12 protein-coding genes are annotated in these 19,158 nt (G+C 39.8%); 3 read left to right on the plus strand and 9 right to left on the minus strand.

The window, feature by feature from the left end:
* Positions 1 to 57 precede the first annotated feature (57 nt).
* From K8L98_RS13070 to K8L98_RS13080, 3 genes are all read right to left on the minus strand, one after another.
* Complete coding sequence (locus tag K8L98_RS13070) at positions 58 to 1,848, minus strand: glycoside hydrolase family 66 protein (protein WP_223435303.1); 1,791 nt, start codon at positions 1,846 to 1,848, stop codon at positions 58 to 60.
* Between the two features lie 242 nt (positions 1,849 to 2,090).
* The gene (locus K8L98_RS13075) at positions 2,091 to 2,948 is read right to left on the minus strand and encodes a hypothetical protein (protein ID WP_223435306.1); all 858 of its coding nucleotides are present in this window, start codon (positions 2,946 to 2,948) and stop codon (positions 2,091 to 2,093) included.
* A gap of 151 nt (positions 2,949 to 3,099) precedes the next feature.
* Positions 3,100 to 5,643 (minus strand): glycoside hydrolase family 31 protein, encoded by a 2,544-nt coding sequence (locus tag K8L98_RS13080; RefSeq protein ID WP_223435308.1) that lies wholly within the window; start codon positions 5,641 to 5,643, stop codon positions 3,100 to 3,102.
* Positions 5,644 to 6,461: 818 nt separating this feature from the next.
* On the opposite strand from K8L98_RS13080, the gene K8L98_RS13085 reads away from it, so the two are divergent.
* From K8L98_RS13085 to K8L98_RS13095, 3 genes are read left to right on the plus strand one after another with little or no spacing between them, the layout of a single operon-like run.
* Positions 6,462 to 8,255 carry a cache domain-containing sensor histidine kinase gene (locus tag K8L98_RS13085; protein WP_223435309.1) on the plus strand — a complete coding sequence of 598 codons (1,794 nt, stop codon included), beginning with the start codon at positions 6,462 to 6,464 and terminating at the stop codon, positions 8,253 to 8,255.
* 18 nt (positions 8,256 to 8,273) lie between these two features.
* Positions 8,274 to 9,845, plus strand: a complete 1,572-nt coding sequence (locus tag K8L98_RS13090; RefSeq protein ID WP_223435310.1) for a response regulator transcription factor — start codon at positions 8,274 to 8,276, stop codon at positions 9,843 to 9,845.
* Complete coding sequence (locus tag K8L98_RS13095) at positions 9,838 to 11,130, plus strand: extracellular solute-binding protein (RefSeq protein ID WP_223435312.1); 1,293 nt, start codon at positions 9,838 to 9,840, stop codon at positions 11,128 to 11,130. Before K8L98_RS13090 ends, K8L98_RS13095 begins: the two co-directional genes overlap by 8 nt.
* Positions 11,131 to 11,348: 218 nt before the next feature.
* Here the strand turns inward: K8L98_RS13095 and K8L98_RS13100 are convergent, their stop codons facing one another.
* The 6 genes from K8L98_RS13100 to K8L98_RS13125 form a co-directional block, all read right to left on the minus strand.
* A complete protein-coding gene (locus K8L98_RS13100) occupies positions 11,349 to 11,735 on the minus strand; it encodes a VOC family protein (protein WP_223435313.1) in 387 nt (128 codons plus the stop codon).
* Between the two features lie 336 nt (positions 11,736 to 12,071).
* Complete coding sequence (locus tag K8L98_RS13105) at positions 12,072 to 13,853, minus strand: L-lactate permease (RefSeq protein ID WP_223435314.1); 1,782 nt, start codon at positions 13,851 to 13,853, stop codon at positions 12,072 to 12,074.
* Between the two features lie 197 nt (positions 13,854 to 14,050).
* Complete coding sequence (locus K8L98_RS13110) at positions 14,051 to 14,824, minus strand: IclR family transcriptional regulator (RefSeq protein ID WP_223435316.1); 774 nt, start codon at positions 14,822 to 14,824, stop codon at positions 14,051 to 14,053.
* A gap of 74 nt (positions 14,825 to 14,898) precedes the next feature.
* The gene (locus tag K8L98_RS13115) at positions 14,899 to 15,675 is read right to left on the minus strand and encodes a fumarylacetoacetate hydrolase family protein (protein WP_223435319.1); all 777 of its coding nucleotides are present in this window, start codon (positions 15,673 to 15,675) and stop codon (positions 14,899 to 14,901) included.
* A gap of 13 nt (positions 15,676 to 15,688) precedes the next feature.
* Positions 15,689 to 16,876, minus strand: a complete 1,188-nt coding sequence (locus K8L98_RS13120; protein ID WP_223435320.1) for an NAD(P)-dependent malic enzyme — start codon at positions 16,874 to 16,876, stop codon at positions 15,689 to 15,691.
* A 30-nt stretch (positions 16,877 to 16,906) separates the two neighbouring features.
* Complete coding sequence (locus K8L98_RS13125) at positions 16,907 to 19,087, minus strand: malate synthase G (RefSeq protein WP_223443403.1); 2,181 nt, start codon at positions 19,085 to 19,087, stop codon at positions 16,907 to 16,909.
* Positions 19,088 to 19,158: the final 71 nt, after the last annotated feature.

Genomic DNA, 19,158 nt, shown 5'->3' on the forward strand with positions numbered 1-19,158 from the left:
TTCCTACCCTCTTTTTTATTAAAACTAGATAGTAGTAATCCATGAAATTTCCTTGTATTATTGTTCATACTCTACCACGACCATATCCCAATATTTAAGACTAGGAAGTGCAAAGATGACCTTGTTATTTTCTTGTTTAAAGTTTAGAGATATAGGCACTCCGTTTTGCTTGTCAGGCGAAGCCATCCAAACTTTTTTAATAGATTTCGTCTCTTCAAGCTTAACGGTTAACTGTTTACGGTTTTGAGGTTCTGCTTGATTTGCATTTGTATCACGCCATTCTAATGTTGTAGCATCAAAGAAGTTAATAAAATGAATGACTTTTTTATTCGCTTTTTGTTTTGCGAAGCTCCATATTTTCCCCTGTTCCGGCTGTGAAGAGAAATGAACCCAATCAGATGAAGCAATAGTGATCGGCACCTCTTTCAGGTTATCCCGAAGCAGGTTTTCATAAGCTACAAGAAAATCATAATAATGCAAGAGCATGCTTTTTAAGGATTTGCTCATCTTTAAATTATCATGTGGAAAATATTCTTTTGACAGCATGTGTTCTCCCAGTTCTAGGTGTGAACCACCAGATGCAAAAATCACACTGTTCGTTAATAATATACTTGGAGTATTAAATTTCCCCGGCTGACTGGAAAACTCGTAATTCATATAGGCGGCTAAGATTGTATTATATCTCCCTTTTGAATAGTGATTGTTTTCATCAATCATGCGTTTTAAATCACTATAATATTTATCTTGATCCCATACTTCCGTATATAAGAAATCAACAGGAGAGTCACCTAGCTGTTTTTGACCATATTGGCTAACCGCGTTCATCACAATCCGTTTATCAGGCGTTTCTTTTTTGATATGTTCCATAAAAGGTTTAAAAGATTCGTCGAGCCCCACGGATTTCCCATTAAAGTCATATACATTTCCCCGTGGACCAAGCTGATCAATATGCCATCCATCAAAGGGAAGAGTCTCGTAAACTTTTTTTTGCTGATTAATTAAATAGGTTTGCCACTCCGAATTTGCCGGATTGACAAGAAATACATCACTTTTCCATTCCTCTGGTACTGGATGGTAATCATGTTGATTTTTTTGCTGATCTTTAAATAAGCGCCATTCTGTTTTGACACCATCTTTTTCAGCTTCTGCAAAAGCACCGTATAAAAGGTTATATGCCATTGTTTTCATGTTTCGTTTATGGGCTAACTCAATATATGATTTAATCGTCTGCAGCGAGGTAGGACGATTGGCGATGTCCTCCCAATGGACGGCAGACTCATTGTTTTCTAAGTTAATAGGTTGATGGTGTTTATAATGCCAATCATAAAATTGCAATCCATTAATGTGATAACGATTCAGCCAGGAAATAACAGACTCCATATCTTTGTTAGACATATCATGAAACTTTGAAAGAAATCCATATCTCGGAAATTTTGACCAATCGCTTGAAACATCAACAGCAACTGTTTGCTGATCAAGTTCAGTTTGAGTTTCCAACTGTACAAGGACTAAATACCCTTTGAAATCCTCTTCTGGTGGCTCCCATGTCCAATGCACCTCATTTTTTTCTACTTTTACCTTTTGTTTAGAGATGACATCATTTAAATGAAAGTATGTGATTTCTAACATTTCATCAGAATACTTAGCGGGTATTTTAGTCGTAAAATGAATCATTTCATTAGGTTGATATGACGCTTTATCAGTTGTTATACTTTGAATCATTTTATTTTCTTCTACTAATTGTGGTTTCGTTTGAAAAAAGAGAGACTTCATTGCAACCACAGTGATGATTAATAGCATTATCATAGAAAATAAGACAATTACGATTGATTTCTTTTTCAATAGCATACAATCTAACTCCCCGTAACTAACAACTAGTGTCTTTACTATTTATGTCTAGACCAGCACACCAAATTTCTTTCGCCTAGCAGCTTAAGGTATATGGTCTTTTTAAGAATACTTCATTCAAAGAGCGACATAGGAGGTAAGAAATTCATTTATTTTACAAGAGAAGCCTGACTAAATTCTAATTGAACTTAGTCAGAACCTATTACTCACCTTCGTTGGTTAACACGCATGTGAGTATGTTATTAATCAGCTTTTGGACCATAATCTGCATCAATGATTTTATCCATCGGGTGTCCGCATTCAGTTAACTTTTCTATTTCAGATCCTAAATATAGATCTGTCTGAAAGTATCCATTCGGCAAATCAACCTCAACAGTATATGTACCTGGTCCATATAAGTTCGTGACGTTATCAAAGCTAATCTGCCCCTCATACGGTTTTCCGTCTCCTTGAGGTACTGTACCTTCAGGATAAACATAACTTGTAAAACTAATCTCAATTGGATCCATGCCTACAGGGACCGTAAATGTTGCTGTTCCTCTACTAACACTGGTCTTAAAAAATTGATCGAAAGGTCGCTGTGATTCAATATCTTTAGTCAATCCAGCGTTATCATTTATCGTTATGGACCCGCTCCACAACTCTCCCTTTCCTGGATGGCCAGGACGCTGATATGCTTTAAACATATAATTTCCGTCCATAAGCTGATCTGGTGTATACGTTAATTCCTGTGTTTCACCAGATGGTAACGCGTTAACAACTCCAGTGTAAACAACCTCGCCATCTTTAGGATTACCATTTGCTGACCAGTAAACCTCATACGCAGCTTCCCCCTGCATAGCTTGTGAGTCCTGGCCATTTTTTATCGTGGCAGAAATGCCATTGCAAGTTACATTTTCGGCGGTAAATGATAATGAACTTTTATCCCAAGATGATTTATCATGTAATGTTGTTTGTTTAGATCCATTTTGGTTACTGCCTTTTTCAGCTTGTTCATTCTTTATTGAAGCAGCAAATGTTGTATGTATAGGTTGTATAAAAGAAATTGATAGCAATGTTGCTGTTATAATGCCAGCGGATAGTTTATTTAGCTTTTTCACATGACATCCTCATTTCCAACAATTTTTTCGTTCCCGAATATTTTTATGAGATGACTAGTTTATTCGTTTATATAAAGAAGAAGGTGACTCAATAGGATCTAACATAGTGTTATTGGTCACCCTCTTCTTCCTGCTAAACTTTCAATTTTTTTTATCGGATTTGAACTTCTTTTTTCTCATCAGCTGGGATGCTTACATAAAGAACCTTTGCTTCTGCATCATAGAAGTAGGTATTTGTTTTTCCTTGTGTTTCCGCAAGAGAACCAACCTCTTGATATTTGCTGTTTCCAGCTTGAATTCTCGATGGCTTTTCTTCCTTATTTAATTTCAATGTGTATTGCTCTAATTTTGATTCTTTGAAGTTTTTAGCTTTTTGTTTTTGTTTGAATGTAATTTTATTGCCCTTACGTTCTACTTCTAATGATGTTTCGTTGTATTCACCTTGTTTGTAATCTTCTGTTGCACCATCATCCTCGTAGAACGTATATGAAGCGTTATTGTCTAAATACGTATCAAGCACAAGGTTTGTTAAAGGTTTTTCACCTGTGTATTGCTGTACTTCACGGCTTGGAATCATTGAATCCTTCTTCACGAAAATCGGTAAATGACCAAGTGGAGCATCTACAGTAAGAGTTTGTCCACCTTTGTATTCTTCACCAGTCCAATAGTCTGTCCAGTTTACGCCTTGTGGTAAGTAAACGCTACGAGATGTTTGACCTTTTGTTATAACCGGTGCAAGCATCATAGAGTCACCAAACATGTACTGGTCACTAATATCATTTGTTTTTTCATCATGTTGGAATTGATAAACAAGCGGTTGATGTACCGGTTTACCAGTGTCAGTTGCTTCCTTGAACTCATTGTATAAGTAAGGAAGTAATTGATAACGTAATTCGATATACTTCTTGCTGATTTTTTCAACTTCTGGACCAAATGCCCAAGGTTCTTGACCTTGCTTAATTTCAGATTTTGCATCACTATCATAATGGATACGCGAGAATGGATAGAAAGCTCCTACTTCCATCCAGCGAGCAAACAGCTCTGAGTCTGGTCGTTTAGCGAAACCTCCAATATCAGTACCAACGAATGATACACCTGATAGACCAATATTAGAGATCATCGGGATTGACATTTGCAAGTGTTCCCAGTTCGATTCACTGTCACCTGTCCATAATGCAGCCCAACGCTGTGTACCTGCATACATGTCACGTGTTAACACAAACGGACGAGTACCAGGTTTGTGCACTTTAAATGCTTGATGAGTAGCATCTGCTTCATCATGACCGTATAAGTTATGATACTCTGTATGCATAATTTTGTTATCTTCTGTACCAAAATAGGCATCCAAAGGTAACGTATGGTACATTTTGTCCGTGTCGATAAATACGGCAGGTTCATTCATGTCATTCCAGATACCGTCAATTCCCTCATTAAATAAGGTATCATGGTTGTTAGCCCACCAATCGCGAACTTCTTGTTTAGAGAAATCAGGGAAAGCAGAATTCCCAGGCCATACCGGACCGATGAACGGGGTTCCGTCTGCGTTTTTCGCCCAATAATCATTTTTTGTACCTTCCTGATACATGCGATAGTTTTCATCTTGTTTAACAGCTGGATCGTTGATTGCGATAGCATGGAATCCAGGCATAGATTTTAGTTGTTTTAACGCTTGATTGTATTGATCATTCCATGTAAATACACGGAAACCATCCATGTAGTCAATATCAAAATGCATAGTGTCTAATGGAATTTGTTTTTCACGGTATGTTTTAGCAACATTTACGATTTCATCTGCTTTATATTCCCATTTACTTTGGTGTAAGCCCAATGACCACTCTGGCGGAGCTTCCATTTTACCTGTTAAATCTGTATAGCGGTCAACGACATCGCCAATTTCTGGACCGTATGCAAAGTAATACGTTAACTTACCACCGTTTGCATAGAAATAGTAGTAATCATCAGATTCGCTGGCCATTTCATAGTAGGAGCGATGTGTATTGTCAAAGAAAATACCATATGCTTTTTTATCTTTTAACCCAATGAAGAATGGAATCGATGTATACACATATTTTGTATCTTTATTATAGGAGTAAGCATCTGTATTCCACATGCCGATGCTATCGCCACGTTTGTTGAATTCCACGCCGGCTTGCTCACCGAAGCCATAGAAATCTTCATTTTTATCTGTTTTCTTAAATACATAAGGCTTTCCATTTTCATATCCTGGTGTTTGGTCTTGATTTACATAATCCTCGTTGATGACATTTCCTTGCTTGTCAAGGAAGCGTACACCAAATGGCTTCATTTTAATTTCAACCGTAAGTTCATTTGTTTTTAGCGTATAAGTATCTGAGCTAGAGATTGCTTTAAATTTTGGAGTATCCCATTCAGATTCTTTTTTGGCAATCCCTCTAGATTCGAATTCTTTTTCACCTTTATTTAATACAGAAACTTTTACAAAATCTTTGTCAAATAATCGAATGTACGCATCATTTGATCCTAAGTCCAATTTGACACCGTTTGAAAGCTTCTCAATTCCTTGAACAGAAAGCTTTTGAAGATTTTCCTGAGCTAAAGGTGTGTCTGCTTCGGGCTGTGTAACAGCTAGAGCATTTGGAGCTGCTGCAGTTATACAAATAGTAGCTGCAAGTGATGCACTTGCGATCATTTTTAAATATTTTTTCGGTAAGTTCATGTTTCACCTCTAATAAAATTTAAATTCTTTTTTAAGACGCTTGACTTAACTTAATTGAGACTTCTTTCTTCACGTCAGCTGGGATTCTTCTATTCATTTCATCGTTCTCACTTCTGTGTTAAAAATAAATGATTTCAATTCTTGGACGTCTTCACTTCAACTTATTTTTTCAGACCATCTCTCCATTCTCTTTTTCATTTTCAATCAAGAGCAAATTTTGTTTCCCGGGCACACTACCAAGTTAGCAACTAAGAGAGTCTTGAACAATCGGTTAAAACTCCTACCTGAAATTTGAATGGCTCTCAAATTATCATAAAAATGCTCGAGAAGGTTCCTTCAAAATGGTTTAAAATAGCGTGGATCTTGATTTGGAATAGCTTTACATTTTCTGCTTTTTCTTTACATTCGAGAAGGAAACGCCTAGTTTCCGGCCGGGAAAATGGATATTTTTAGAAAATGATAGACTATGAGACCTAAAGGACTTTTCTCTTTGATTGCTTCCATAAGGGTTCGTCAATCTTTTATTTTTCGAGTATTGCTTAAAATACGACGCTTATTCGAGTGGTTTTTCCTTATTAAGGTTTTAAATGAATATTATGGAAATTCGTTTAGTCTTTTTACGGCTAATTCTGTGGGGGTAAAATTTTTCGGTCTTTCCTCAAAATAAAACACCTCCACATCTAACGAAGGAGAAAAATGATATGTTTATAGTGAAATAACTGATTAGCAGGTGTTCTTTTCCAAAACCTTCCTTGGGCAATCACTCTCTGCACCCTTTACAATAATTAATAGTAAGAACGAATGTAAGGCGGGGTTTCATGTTCCGAAAAAAATTTTTATATAGAAGCTTTTCAACTAAAATCATTGTGGCTTTTCTGCTTGTGATTTTGATATCGACACTTTTTATCTCTTTATCTTTTTACTGGGAGTCTAATTCGATCTTGAAGAAAAACGTGCGGGAGTCCACCGTTCAAATTACCAAACAGACGGCTGAGTCGCTCTCTTTCATATTAAATGTTGGAATCGATACCTCTGATTTTATTAGCAGTGATGAGAACATCCGGCAAGCTGCATTAGAATTAAATAGCAATACATCTAACGATCAAAGAAGAAATTCCGAATACATTAATACATTGCTGAATAATTACGTCTATTCCAACTCCTTCGTCAAAATTGTTTATGTGCTGAAAGAGGAAGGCAGTGGCTGGGGCAGCGGAACCTTTTCCGAAGCCAGACTTAAAAAAATACAGCTTTCAGAACAGGAATGGGTAAAGGAAGCCAAACAAAAGGACGGAGAATTAGTTTGGCAAGGGCTTCAGTATGACGATTTCAACGGGGGCGGAATTAATACGGACTTAACCCTTCCTGTCGGCAGGGTCCTGAAGGATTTTGACACGCTGAACAATATCGGACTTGTACAGGTTCATTTAGACGGACGGTCTATTCTTAATACAATTGAGCACTTAAAACTTGGGAAGACAGGAAAATTTTTCGTTGTGGATAAGAACGGAATGATCATGATTGATTCGAATTTAGACAGCATCAATAAGAAGGTGGAAAATCCTGATTTGTATCACCATATTGTTGGTAATGATGCTGTTGAATTTGAATTTGACGCGAATGGCATCCCTTATTACGGAGTTAAGCAGTCACTGAGCAATGGCTGGATGCTAGTAGGGACTGTTCCGATCCATGAGATCAGCGGACAATTGGATCGTCTCCAATCCTGGATCGTCGTTTCAGCCGGAGTTTTCTCCTTGCTTGCCATTGGGATTGGGCTTTTCATTGCCGGCAGAGTAACGCAGCCTATCAGACAACTGTCCCAGAGTATGCTTCAAGTTCAACGAGGTGATCTAAAAGCGAGAGCGAATGTAGATTCCTCTGATGAGATCGGATTTTTAAGTAAGCAATTTAACGAAATGCTTTTTGAAATCGTCAATTTAATGCAGCAGGTGGAAACTGAGCAGAGTGAAAAGCACCATGCTGAGCTTCGGGCCGTTATGCACCGGGTTCATCCCCACTTTCTCTTTAACACACTTAGCACCCTGCGCTGGCTTATTGATTCGAATCAAAACGAGCGCGCTTATCACGTATTGTCGGCACTCACCCATTTGTTGGAAGCAAATATGGGCAAAAGCGGCAGCATCATTATGGTTGAGGAGGAACTGGACATAATCCGGAAGTATTTGGTGATTTTGGAGCTTCGCTACGAAAAAACCTTCCATTTAGCGTTAGACATAGAACCAGGTACGGAAAGGCTCCTTATCCCCCGCATGCTGCTTCAGCCAGTGGTGGAAAATGCGATATTCCATGGCATTGTTCCGAAGAATACAGACGGACAAATCTCGATTAAGATTCATTTTGATGACGGGAAATTAGAATTTCTTATAACCGATGACGGCTTAGGCATCAGTGATGATAAGGTAAAAGAATTGAATGATCCGGTGACTGCTGTTGAAAAAGGAAAAATCGGCATCGGTTTACGTCATATCTTTGACACTCTGCGGCTATATTACGCTCACAATTGGAAATGGTCGATCTCCAGCAGGTCAGAACAAGGGACTACAGTGCGTATTATTATAAAAAATTGGGAGCTGACACAAAAAAATTAATGCACCAGGAGGAACAATATGTTTAGAGTTCTTATAGTGGATGACGAGCCTGTTATCCGGAAAGGAATTACATCCTTTATTGATTGGGAAAACGAAGGAATAACGGTCGATGACCAATACGCCAACGGTGCCGAAGCCCTATCTGCACTTGAAAAACACCCCTATGATATTCTTATTACCGATATCAAAATGCCATTGTTAGGAGGCATTGAACTTACGAAGAAAGCACTAGAGCTTTACCCTTGGCTCAAAGTAATCCTGATTAGCAACTACAGTGACTTTGAATACGTAAAAGAAGGGCTTAAACTCGGCGCGGTCGATTATTTGTTGAAGCTAACCCTAAAAAAGGACGACCTTCTGGCCGTCCTCAGGCGATGTATAACAATGCTGAGGGAAGAACGGAAAAAGGATTCTGAACTGAATCACTATCAACAAGAGGCCGTCTATCTTGAAAGAAAACGTGTCGAACAAGAAATGAAAAGATTGATCGTGCAAGAGCAGACCTCCTATTCGTCAACCGCGTGGGCGCCTGCATGGCTGGAACATTCCTATGCTTGTGTTTATCTAATGCTGGATGGTGCTGAGGAATGGAGGGAAAATCACGGTTTTCTCTATATGCAGTTCCTATTGGAGGAATGGCAGAAAAGGTTTTATGAGCAGATCGAGATAGGGACCGCAATGATTGTCGCTGAAAGCAGTATGTTTCTCATTTTACCTAATCTTAATGGAGCAGATCAGCAGCAGCAACTCCTTCAGTGGAAGCAGTTAGTAGAAAAGGAATGGGACGTTTCAACATCAGCAGGTATAGTGACAGAGCGGGGTATAAACAGCATTATTAAGGGATTTACTAACAGTTTTTCAGCTTGCCAAAGACGTTTTTTTGAAGGGCCAGGCAGATTTTATCATATGAACGGTTCGGAAACCGGTTTGGAAAAGATAAGAATCGATAAAAAAATCCATGATTGGAAGCCATTCTTCGAAATGATCAGCAATGGAGATCCAACTTCATCAGCAATTGAATATGCGCTTAAACGCTGGAATGGCGGGGCCCTGACTCCAGAACAAGTAAAGCAGGAGGCGTGCAGCCTTCTCACGGGCACGTACCGATTGCTCAGAGCAGATGAATCAATGCTCCCAGTGCGGCATGAGCTGCTTTTTCAAGCGGAGACAATCGATCAAATGGTATCCTTGCTGGTTTGCCAACTAGGAGAAATCAGGACTACCTTTACACCAAAACTGATTGATAATGGATATGACGAGAAATTAATAAGGAAGGCTCTGGAATATATAGCTTCCCATTATACCGAGAACATAACACTGCAGAGCGTAGCAGATATCGTTCATCTCAGTAAAAGTTATTTCAGTCTCTATTTCAAAAAACAAACAGGCCGAAATTTTGTCGATTATCTGATTGATCTGCGAATCAGGGAAGCGAAGCGCCTATTAGTGGAAAATGAAAATCGAATTTACGATGTAGCTGAAGCCGCAGGCTTTAAAGACGTAAAATATTTCAGCAAAGTTTTTAAAAAGGTAACCGGTTTAACTCCAATGGCGTACAGGGAAAAACACCAGGTGAGCAAGATTGGCTAGATTAAGAAAGGGTGTTACCATTATGGGATGGAAGCTTGCATCCTGTTTACTGATTCTCGTATTGTTAGCAGGTTGTAAAAGTCATTCGATGATTTCCGATCCAAAGCATGTTCAAACGCTTCAGAATCATGAAAAAACAGTTATTACGTTTTGGCACACCTACAACGACAAAGAAACCGAGCTATTAGAACAAAAGTTGCTCCCTGCTTTTGAGCGGGAGCATCCGAACATGCGGGTCGAGTCGATCAACTTTGCATTTAATAACGAATTAAAGAACACATTAATAGGACGCGCCTCTTCCAACCGAGGTCCAGATGTGGTCCGGCTTGATATCTCCTGGGTTCCTGAATTTTCACATAAAGAGCTTCTTGAACCGTTAAACATGTTCCCAGGTTTTCAAGATATCCAAAGCAGGTTTTCTCCTCATGCGATGGCTGGAGGCTATTACAAAAAGAATTATTATTCTCTACCACTTAATATTTACACAAAGACTGCGATCTTTAACCGTGAGCTTCTAAAACGAGCCGGCTATTCAAAGCCTCCGCGCACAATGGAAGAAGTGATAAAGATTGCGCATCATCATCGCTTTTCGATCGGACTCGGAGGATTGGAACCTTGGGATACGATTCCATTTATATACACCCTTGGTGGAGCCATATCCGATAAGAATTTCAACAAGGCTTCCGGATATTTAAACAGCAAAGAAACAATCTATGCTGTGGAGCAATTGACATCACTTTATAAAGAAGGACTCATTAATCTTCCTGATCAATCCGGTGATGACAAAAATTTTGAACGAGTAAAATCCGGAAATATACTTATGACAGACGAAGGGCCTTGGTTCTACAGCCTATTGGATGGAGCAGAATTGGATCGTGCTCAAAAGCTGACCATCCCAGTACCGTTTCCACATGATAAAGGTCCTGTTTCGATTATTGGCGGAGAAAACCTAGTTATTATGAAGGGCAGTAAACAACAATCTGCGGCATGGACTTTTATGAAATGGATGACAGATAAAGAAGCGCAGCTTCTTATGGCGCAAACTGGATTGATGCCAACTAACCAAGATGCAGTCAAAGCTATGAAAATACCTAATAATTCTTACCTTAATCCTTATAAGGAGGCTGCTGAGAATGCTTTTTTATGGCCCCAAGTTAAGAACTGGAGTAAAATCGACGAAGTGTACTGTGAGTACTTAAAAAAAATATTTGAAGGTGAATTGTCTGTTAAGGCTGGTTTAGACCGTGCGGCAGCTGAAATAGACAAACTCTTAGCTGATTCGTGATTAGAATCATTATATCTAGTTCTTCACTTGTGTTTCCAATAGTAATTTGAGTCAGAAAAGTTCTAAAAATTCACAAGAACTCTTTTGACTCTTTTACTTTCTTGCCCTTATTTTTTTCAAATAACGTTTTAATATTTTCAGTGAGGTTATAAATCCTTAATCGTCAACATTCATCCTTACCGCTCAGTCTGTGGTCTAGTCCCATTTTAACCAATCAATTACAGCATTTTATATATTTCAACTAAGTTATCATCAGGGTCACGAAAATGTGCAACACGCGCTCCCCATTCCTTACGATCATGAGGTTCATTAACAAATTCAATTTCTTTTTCTCTGAAACGGTTATATGTCTTATCGACATCTTCTACTTGAAATTGAAGTAAAAATCTTGATTGAGACTCAGCTTCTAAAGGCTTATTTTCTTCTCCGACCAATTCGGCCATAACTTTTCGAGATACAAGCTCAATTTTTGTTTCCCCATTATTGAATAGCGCATATTCCATGTCTTCATCGTACCAACTTACTGGAAACTCCAATAAATCTCGGTAAAACAGGCCGCTTTTCTTAAAATCTTTGACCAACAGTCTTATTTGCAACAACTTCAAATCAATCATCTCCTGAAAAATATTATTGAAGAGCCGACATCCTCGCCACTCATTGAACATTTCGTTAGTGATTCCAATATTCCTTCTTTATCCTGCTCAGTTATCTGCATAAGAAATGAATCAACATTATTATCAGTCGGGGAAAATACAAGTGGTTAGTTTTATATCCTGAGAGCAACAATCTTTTAGAAAAAAGCCTTCTATAATGATGAAATGATTCCAAAATAGCCCTGTAAGGCTTTGCGTATTCTTTCGTCACCTGCTCACTTTCTAAAAGGAAACTCATTTAACATAAATAAGCTGCCATCAAAATGGCAGCTTCTGCAAAGATAAATCCTATGATTTCATATTTCGATCGGTTTCCACAATCAATGCTGCCCGTTTCTGATTCGTTGCCACTATGTAAATGGCAGCCATTGCAATCGCTGCAGCAACATAGGAGCCAAGATTGAAGATACCTTTTTGTGAATACCATACAATCGAATAGCCGACTGCACCAGATAAAAGAGCATAATAACTGAATGGAAATAACGTTTTCCGAATCACAACTCCTTCTTTTCCAATTAACCCTACTACCGCTGAAGCGGCAACGACATTATGAACACAAATCATGTTTCCTGCAGCTCCGCCTACGGCTTGAAGCGCTACAATCCAAGTAGGATCTACACCAATTTGAGAGCCAACATCATATTGGAATAAACTGAACATCATGTTGCTGACCGTGTTGCTTCCAGCGATAAATGCACCAATTCCACCTATGAAGGTAGCGAAAAACGGCCAAAATTCACCTGCTATTGCAGCTGCTCCGTTTGCGAGTTCAATTGGCATCGCGTCAAAACCCGCTGCTCCGCCTTTGGAATTTGTAAATACCTGAACCATAGGCACTGTAAATACAAGTGCTGAAGAAGCAGCTAATGTAGTTTTAGCTGATTGAGACCATGCAGAATTGTATGCGCTTCCATTCATTCCATGAAGAAAGAAAGTAATGAGTGATACTAAGATAAAGATCGTTCCAGGCAAATAAAGCGGCTGAAAGCTTGCACTGACTTCAGAGCCGAACATGTTCGGAAACGACACAACCCATGATTGAAGCCAATCTATTACAGGAAGCGCTTTCAATCTTGAAATGACTAAAAATGCTCCAACTAGAATATAGGGTGACCACGCTTTAAGCATGCTCATATTTCCGCTCTTGTGAGTGATATCTTTCATTTCAAGTGAACCCATCCACTCAGGATCCCATTTTGACTTTTCTTCAAAATCCCAAGCTTTTTCTTTTGGCGGCATCAGGAAGCCCTTTTTTGCTGCGAAAACTACAATTGCAAGGCCGGTCAAACCTCCAACCATTGATGGAAACTCGGGTCCTAAAATATTTGCTACGATGACATATGGAATCGTCATTGCAAATGCTGAAAACAATGCGAATTTCCAAACTTTCAATCCCTCAGAAAATGATTTGTTTTTACCGAAATATCTTGTCATCAATGCGACTACGAACAGCGGAATCAGCGTTCCGGCAATCATATGTAAAATCGCAACCTGACCTCCAATTTCTGTGACAAGTGCAAGGAAATCGTCCGTAATGCCTGAATCTGCGGATAAGCCTGTTTGAACGCCGACAAGCATCGGTGTTCCAACGGCACCAAAGGAAACAGGAGTACTTTGTATGACCATTCCAGCGATAACAGCTGCCATTGCTGGAAATCCAAGCCCGACCATCAGCGGTACAGCAACCGCTGCCGGTGTTCCAAAGCCTGATGCGCCTTCAATAAATGAACCGAACAGCCACGCTATGATGATGACCTGAATGCGTCTGTCCACTGAAATATCGGTAAAGCCCTGACGAATGGTTTTAATTCCACCGCTCTCCTGCAGGGTATTTAACAGCAGGATCGCCCCGAAAATTATATACAGCAGCGTGGCTGCTACCACTAGTCCATTGACAGATGCTGCTGCAACTGTTGCTCCTGGTATTTTCCAAACAAACAGCGCAAGTCCAATCGCGGTTAAATACGAGATTGGCATGGCTTTGCTGGCCGGCCACCTGAGACCTACCAAAAAGATTCCCACAACTAAAATCGGCAGCAGTGACAAAAATCCTAACATCCCGGTACTCAAAAACATTTCCCCCTTTTTGTTTCGAAATGCGCAACATTTACAATAAAAGAAACATGTTATACAACAATAATAAATATTGTTGTATAACGAAAGGTATCTCGATAATATTTGGAATATTTAATTTCTTTCATTCCTCAAAAAAAATTTGTCCGGTATACCTATAAAAAGTGAACACGAACAAATCATAAAATTTAAGATCATTCTTTTATTTCAAAGCCAAGTCTTGCGGATATTTGCCTGCCGATGTGCTGCATGCGGGACTGCAGCTGTTCCAGCCTATGTTCTGTCATTCGTATAGTTGGGCCTGAAATGCTTACAGCCGCGATCGCATTGCCTATATGGTCAAAAATCGGCACAGCGATGCATGTGATCCCGTTTTCATTCTCTTCAAGGTCCAGAGCATATCCCTTTTGTCTGACAGTATTCAGTTCCAAAAGAAAATCATCTTTATTTGTAATCGTTTTGTCCGTATGCATCGGCAGGCCTTTCCGCTCTAAAATATCCATAACCACACTTGATGGAAGATGGGCAAGAATGGCTTTCCCAACAGATGTACAATGCATGGGGGCACGCTTGCCCACTTTTGAATGCATCCGCAGTGTTTCACTGCCGTCAAGCTTTTCTATATATACAACTTCACCCTGATCATACACAACTAAATGGATGACCTCGTTTGTTTCATTTTCCAGCTCCTGTAAATACATTCTTGCTTCAGCTCTAAGATCAATCGATTCAAGCAGCTTTGAGCTGATTTCCAGGAATTTATAGCCAAGCTTGTACTTTCCAGTCTCAGCATCCTGTTCTACATAGCCGTATTGAACTAACGTAGACAATATCTTGTATACGGAGCTTTTGTTTATATCGATTTGATTCGCTATTTCGGTAACCCCAAGCCCGCCTTTTTTTAAACTTACGAGCGTTATAATATCCAATGCCCGGCTGACGGACTTTACCATATTTTCTCGATCCAACCCTCTCACCTCTGGTGCAAATTGACTTTTACTCTAGTATATCATTACTGATTCCGGGTAAAGAAAAGGACCATCTAATTTTTAACGCTTTCTCGTGCTTTGGCAAATGAATTCCTTAAAATGCCGATTTCCTTGATTTCGCATTCAATGACATCATCTGTATTTACTAATTCTGCCCCAACAGGACTTCCTGTTAATATCACATCCCCTGCATTAAGGGTCATAACGCTGGTCAAATAGGAAATCATTTTTTGGATCGGAATGATCATGAGTTCAGTCGGGCTATCCTGTTTCAATGTCCCGTTTAATCTTGCCTCCACATTCACATTGAATGGATCCAGCTCTGTTTCAATCACTGGTCCTAAAGGTGTGAATGTGTCAAATGATTTTCCGATTGTCCAGTGTCCGTCTCCGTGGAAAAAGGCGGGAGCTGTTACGTCATTTCCTACTGTGTAGCCAAATACATAATCCAGAACATCTGATTCACGGACGTTTTTTGCTTCTTTCCCGATGATAACGGCAAGCTCTGACTCGAATTTAACCTGTTTGGCACCGGCAGGTATGATAATTTTTTCTTCCGGTCCGATTACGGATGATGTCGGCTTGAAAAAAAATACCGGAATTTCAGGAAGAATCTCAGGCATATCCTTCTTATCTGAAACATAGTTTGCACCTATTCCGATAATCTGATTTGGCTGTAAGGGAGCTAGAAGCTGAACCTGCTCTTTTTGAAAAGAACGGCCTGTATACTCCCAGTCTTTTAACATATCACCTTGTATTTCTTTGATTTCAGATTCTTGTAAAACTCCATAATAGATATCTGACTGATCTGTAAATCGGACAAATTTCATGTCTGTACTCCTTTCAAACAGTTGATTTGCGGGCAGCTCCTGATCTGACGGCTGCTTTTGCAACAGCTTCTGATACAGCGGCGGCAACTCTTTTGTCAAAAGCATGCGGAATGACATACTCATACTCAAGCTCTGATGGTGTAATTAAATCCGCAATGGCATAGACGGCAGCCATTTTCATTTCTTCATTTATTTCAGTCGCATGCACTTGCAGCGCGCCTTTAAAAATCCCCGGAAATGCAAGAACATTATTGACTTGATTAGGCATATCTGATCTTCCTGTTCCAACGATCACCGCTCCAGCCGCTTTTGCAGCTTCAGGCATGATTTCCGGATCTGGATTTGCCATGGCAAAAATAATCGCATCCCTATTCATCCCTTGAACCATTTTAGAAGAAACAGCTCCCGCAGCAGAAACGCCAATAAAAACGTCTGCATTCTCTAAAGCCTCTCCGAGCGATCCTTGGAATAAGCTTTTATTTGTCAGCTCTGAAATCAATTCTTTCATCGGATTCATGCCGGCTGATCGACCTTTGAAGATTGCGCCTTTCGTATCACACATGATCACATTTTCTGCTCCCATTTCAAGGAGCAGCTTAGTAATCGCAATTCCGGCAGCACCGGCGCCATTTAAAACGATTTTCACTTTTTCAAGACGTTTATTAACCATCTTTAGAGCATTAATCAGTCCCGCCGCTGTTACAATTGCTGTTCCGTGCTGATCGTCGTGGAAAACCGGGATATTCATTTCCTGTTTTAAACGTTCCTCAATGATAAAACAATTTGGAGCTGAAATATCCTCTAAATTAACTCCGCCAAAAGTAGGTTCAAGCGCTTTTACAATCGCAATGATCTCATCAGGATCATTCGTATTCAGACAAAGCGGAAAAGCATCAATGTCGGCAAATGCTTTAAATAAAGCGGCTTTACCCTCCATTACAGGCATTGATGCGGCAGCTCCGATATTCCCTAAGCCTAATACAGCTGATCCATCTGAAACGACAGCTACCAAATTGCCCTTCATCGTATAGTCGTATATTTTTTCCGGATTTTGATGAATTTCTCTGCAAGGCTCTGCCACCCCTGGGGAATAAACAAGACTTAAATCATGTGAATTTTCTACGGAAACTTTAACAGTAACATTTAATTTTCCATGTGAACGCTTGTGAAGTTCCAGCGATTTTTCCCGAAGGTGCTGCATTGCCTCATCTCCTTAAAATAAATGAATAGGTTATTGCTTTACTGCAAATTTAGCTTTAGCTTCTAAACGGCGTCGATGAAGGATTGGTTCTGTGTATCCATTAGGCTGATTGTAGCCTTCAAAAACAAGGTCGCATGCAGCCTGAAAAGCAACTGAATTTTCGTAATCAGGCGCCATTGGCATATAATGCGGATCTCCTTCATTCTGTTTGTCTACAACTTTTGCCATGCGTTCAAGAGTTTCTTTCACTTGTTCTTTCGTGCAGATGCCATGGTGCAGCCAGTTTGCAAGATGCTGACTGGAAATCCTGAGTGTTGCACGGTCTTCCATCAGTCCGACATTATAGTAATCAGGCACTTTTGAGCAGCCGACGCCCTGTTCGACCCAGCGAACAACATATCCAAGTATTCCTTGTGCGTTGTTATCAAGTTCCTGCTGAATTTCCTCCTTGCTCCAGTTTGCTTTTTCTGCAACAGGAATAGTGAGGATGTCATTTCTTAGGTCTTTCACATTCTCCTTAAGCTGATTCTGAACTTCTGTAACATCTACCTGGTGATAGTGCAGGGCATGAAGTGTAGCTGCTGTAGGTGAGGGAACCCACGCGGTGTTTGCTCCTGCTTTTAAATGGCCAGATTTTTGCTTAAGCATCTCTGCCATCAAATCCGGCATCGCCCACATGCCTTTGCCGATTTGGGCACGGCCCTGGAAGCCGCTTTCAAGGCCAGCATAAACATTTGATTTTTCATAGCCCTGAAGCCAGGCTGAAGATTTCATATTATTTTTAGGAATCATTGGGCCAGCTTCCATAGAAGTATGAATTTCATCTCCTGTACGGTCCAAGAATCCTGTATTAATGAATGCGATTCGGTCTTTTACTTCACGTATTGCTGCTTTCAAGTTTAGTGACGTTCGTCTTTCTTCATCCATGACCCCGATTTTAATGGTATTGCGTTCAAGTCCGAGCAAATCCTCGACTTTATTAAAAAGAGTGTTCGCAAAAGCAACTTCTTTTGATCCATGCATCTTCGGTTTAACAATGTAGACAGATCCTTTTGAAGAGTTCTGATATTGTCCGGTTCCTAGTAATGAGTGTTTTGCAAGCATTGCAGTTATCACGCAATCGAGGATGCCTTCTTGAATTTCATCACCGTTTTCATCAAGAATGGCATTGTTTGTCATAAGATGACCTACATTTCTTACAAACATGAGCGATCTCCCTGAAAGAGTAAATTCTTCGCCATTTACTGAGGTATACGACCGGTCAGGGTTCAAGGTCCGGATCATTGTTTGGTTTCCTTTTTTGAAAGTTGATGCTAAATTTCCTGTCATTAATCCTAACCAATTTCGATAGACGATCACTTTATCTTCAGCATCAACAGCTGTAACGGAATCTTCACAATCCATAATAGTAGTCAGCGCTGCTTCAAGCAGAATATCTTTTACGCCGGCTAAATCTGTTTTGCCGATTGGGTGGCTTCGGTCAATTTGAATTTCAAAATGAAGCCCGTTGTTTTTTAATAGGATTGCAGCTGGAGAATTAGCATCCCCCTGATAGCCGGCCAATTTTTCTTTCTCTTTAAGAACTGTTTTTTGACCGCTGCTTAATGTGACAGATAAAGTTCCGTCAATAATCGCATATTCCGCAGCATCTTTATGGGATGCATCTTTTAAAGGCACGGTTTCATCAAGGAAATTGCGGGCAAATTCAATGACTTTTTCTCCGCGCACAGGGTTATATGATCCTTCGCGGTGTGCACCGTCCGCATCACTAATGGCATCTGTCCCGTAAAGGGCGTCATACAGGCTGCCCCAGCGTGCATTTGCTGCATTGATGGCGTAGCGCGCATTATTGACCGGCACGACTAATTGAGGTCCTGCCTGAACAGCAATCTCATCATCAACATTTTGAGTTGTAATCTTAAACTCATCTGCCTCATGCTCCAAATATCCAATTTCATACAAGAATGCTTTATAGGTTTCAAAATCAAATGTTTCATTGTTTTCCCTGTGCCATGAATGAATTTTGCTCTGAATCTCATCGCGGACTGCCAATAGTTCTTTGTTTTGAGGAGTCAGCTCCTTAACGATGGCCTCAAAACCTGACCAAAATGCATTCTGATCTAAACCAGTATGCGGGAGAGCTTCTGAATTAATAAATTCATAGAGTGCCTCTGCTACTTGAAGATTGCCTTTTTGAATATAGCCTTTCATCATTCGTTCCTCCTGTTGTTTGTTATTACGAAACGTCGTTTTTCTTTTTGTTAAAAAAATAATAGCATGAA

This window comes from Metabacillus dongyingensis (genome assembly GCF_019933155.2).
Lineage (GTDB): Bacteria > Bacillota > Bacilli > Bacillales > Bacillaceae > Bacillus_P > Bacillus_P dongyingensis.

Coding starts and splice junctions, on each gene's coding strand:
- K8L98_RS13115 (WP_223435319.1), bottom strand. CDS start 15,675: ATGAAATTTGTCCGATTTACAGATCAGTCAGATATCTATTATGGAGTT.
- K8L98_RS13070 (WP_223435303.1), bottom strand. CDS start 1,848: ATGCTATTGAAAAAGAAATCAATCGTAATTGTCTTATTTTCTATGATA.
- K8L98_RS13090 (WP_223435310.1), top strand. CDS start 8,274: ATGTTTAGAGTTCTTATAGTGGATGACGAGCCTGTTATCCGGAAAGGA.
- K8L98_RS13125 (WP_223443403.1), bottom strand. CDS start 19,087: ATGAAAGGCTATATTCAAAAAGGCAATCTTCAAGTAGCAGAGGCACTC.
- K8L98_RS13080 (WP_223435308.1), bottom strand. CDS start 5,643: ATGAACTTACCGAAAAAATATTTAAAAATGATCGCAAGTGCATCACTT.
- K8L98_RS13085 (WP_223435309.1), top strand. CDS start 6,462: ATGTTCCGAAAAAAATTTTTATATAGAAGCTTTTCAACTAAAATCATT.
- K8L98_RS13120 (WP_223435320.1), bottom strand. CDS start 16,876: ATGCAGCACCTTCGGGAAAAATCGCTGGAACTTCACAAGCGTTCACAT.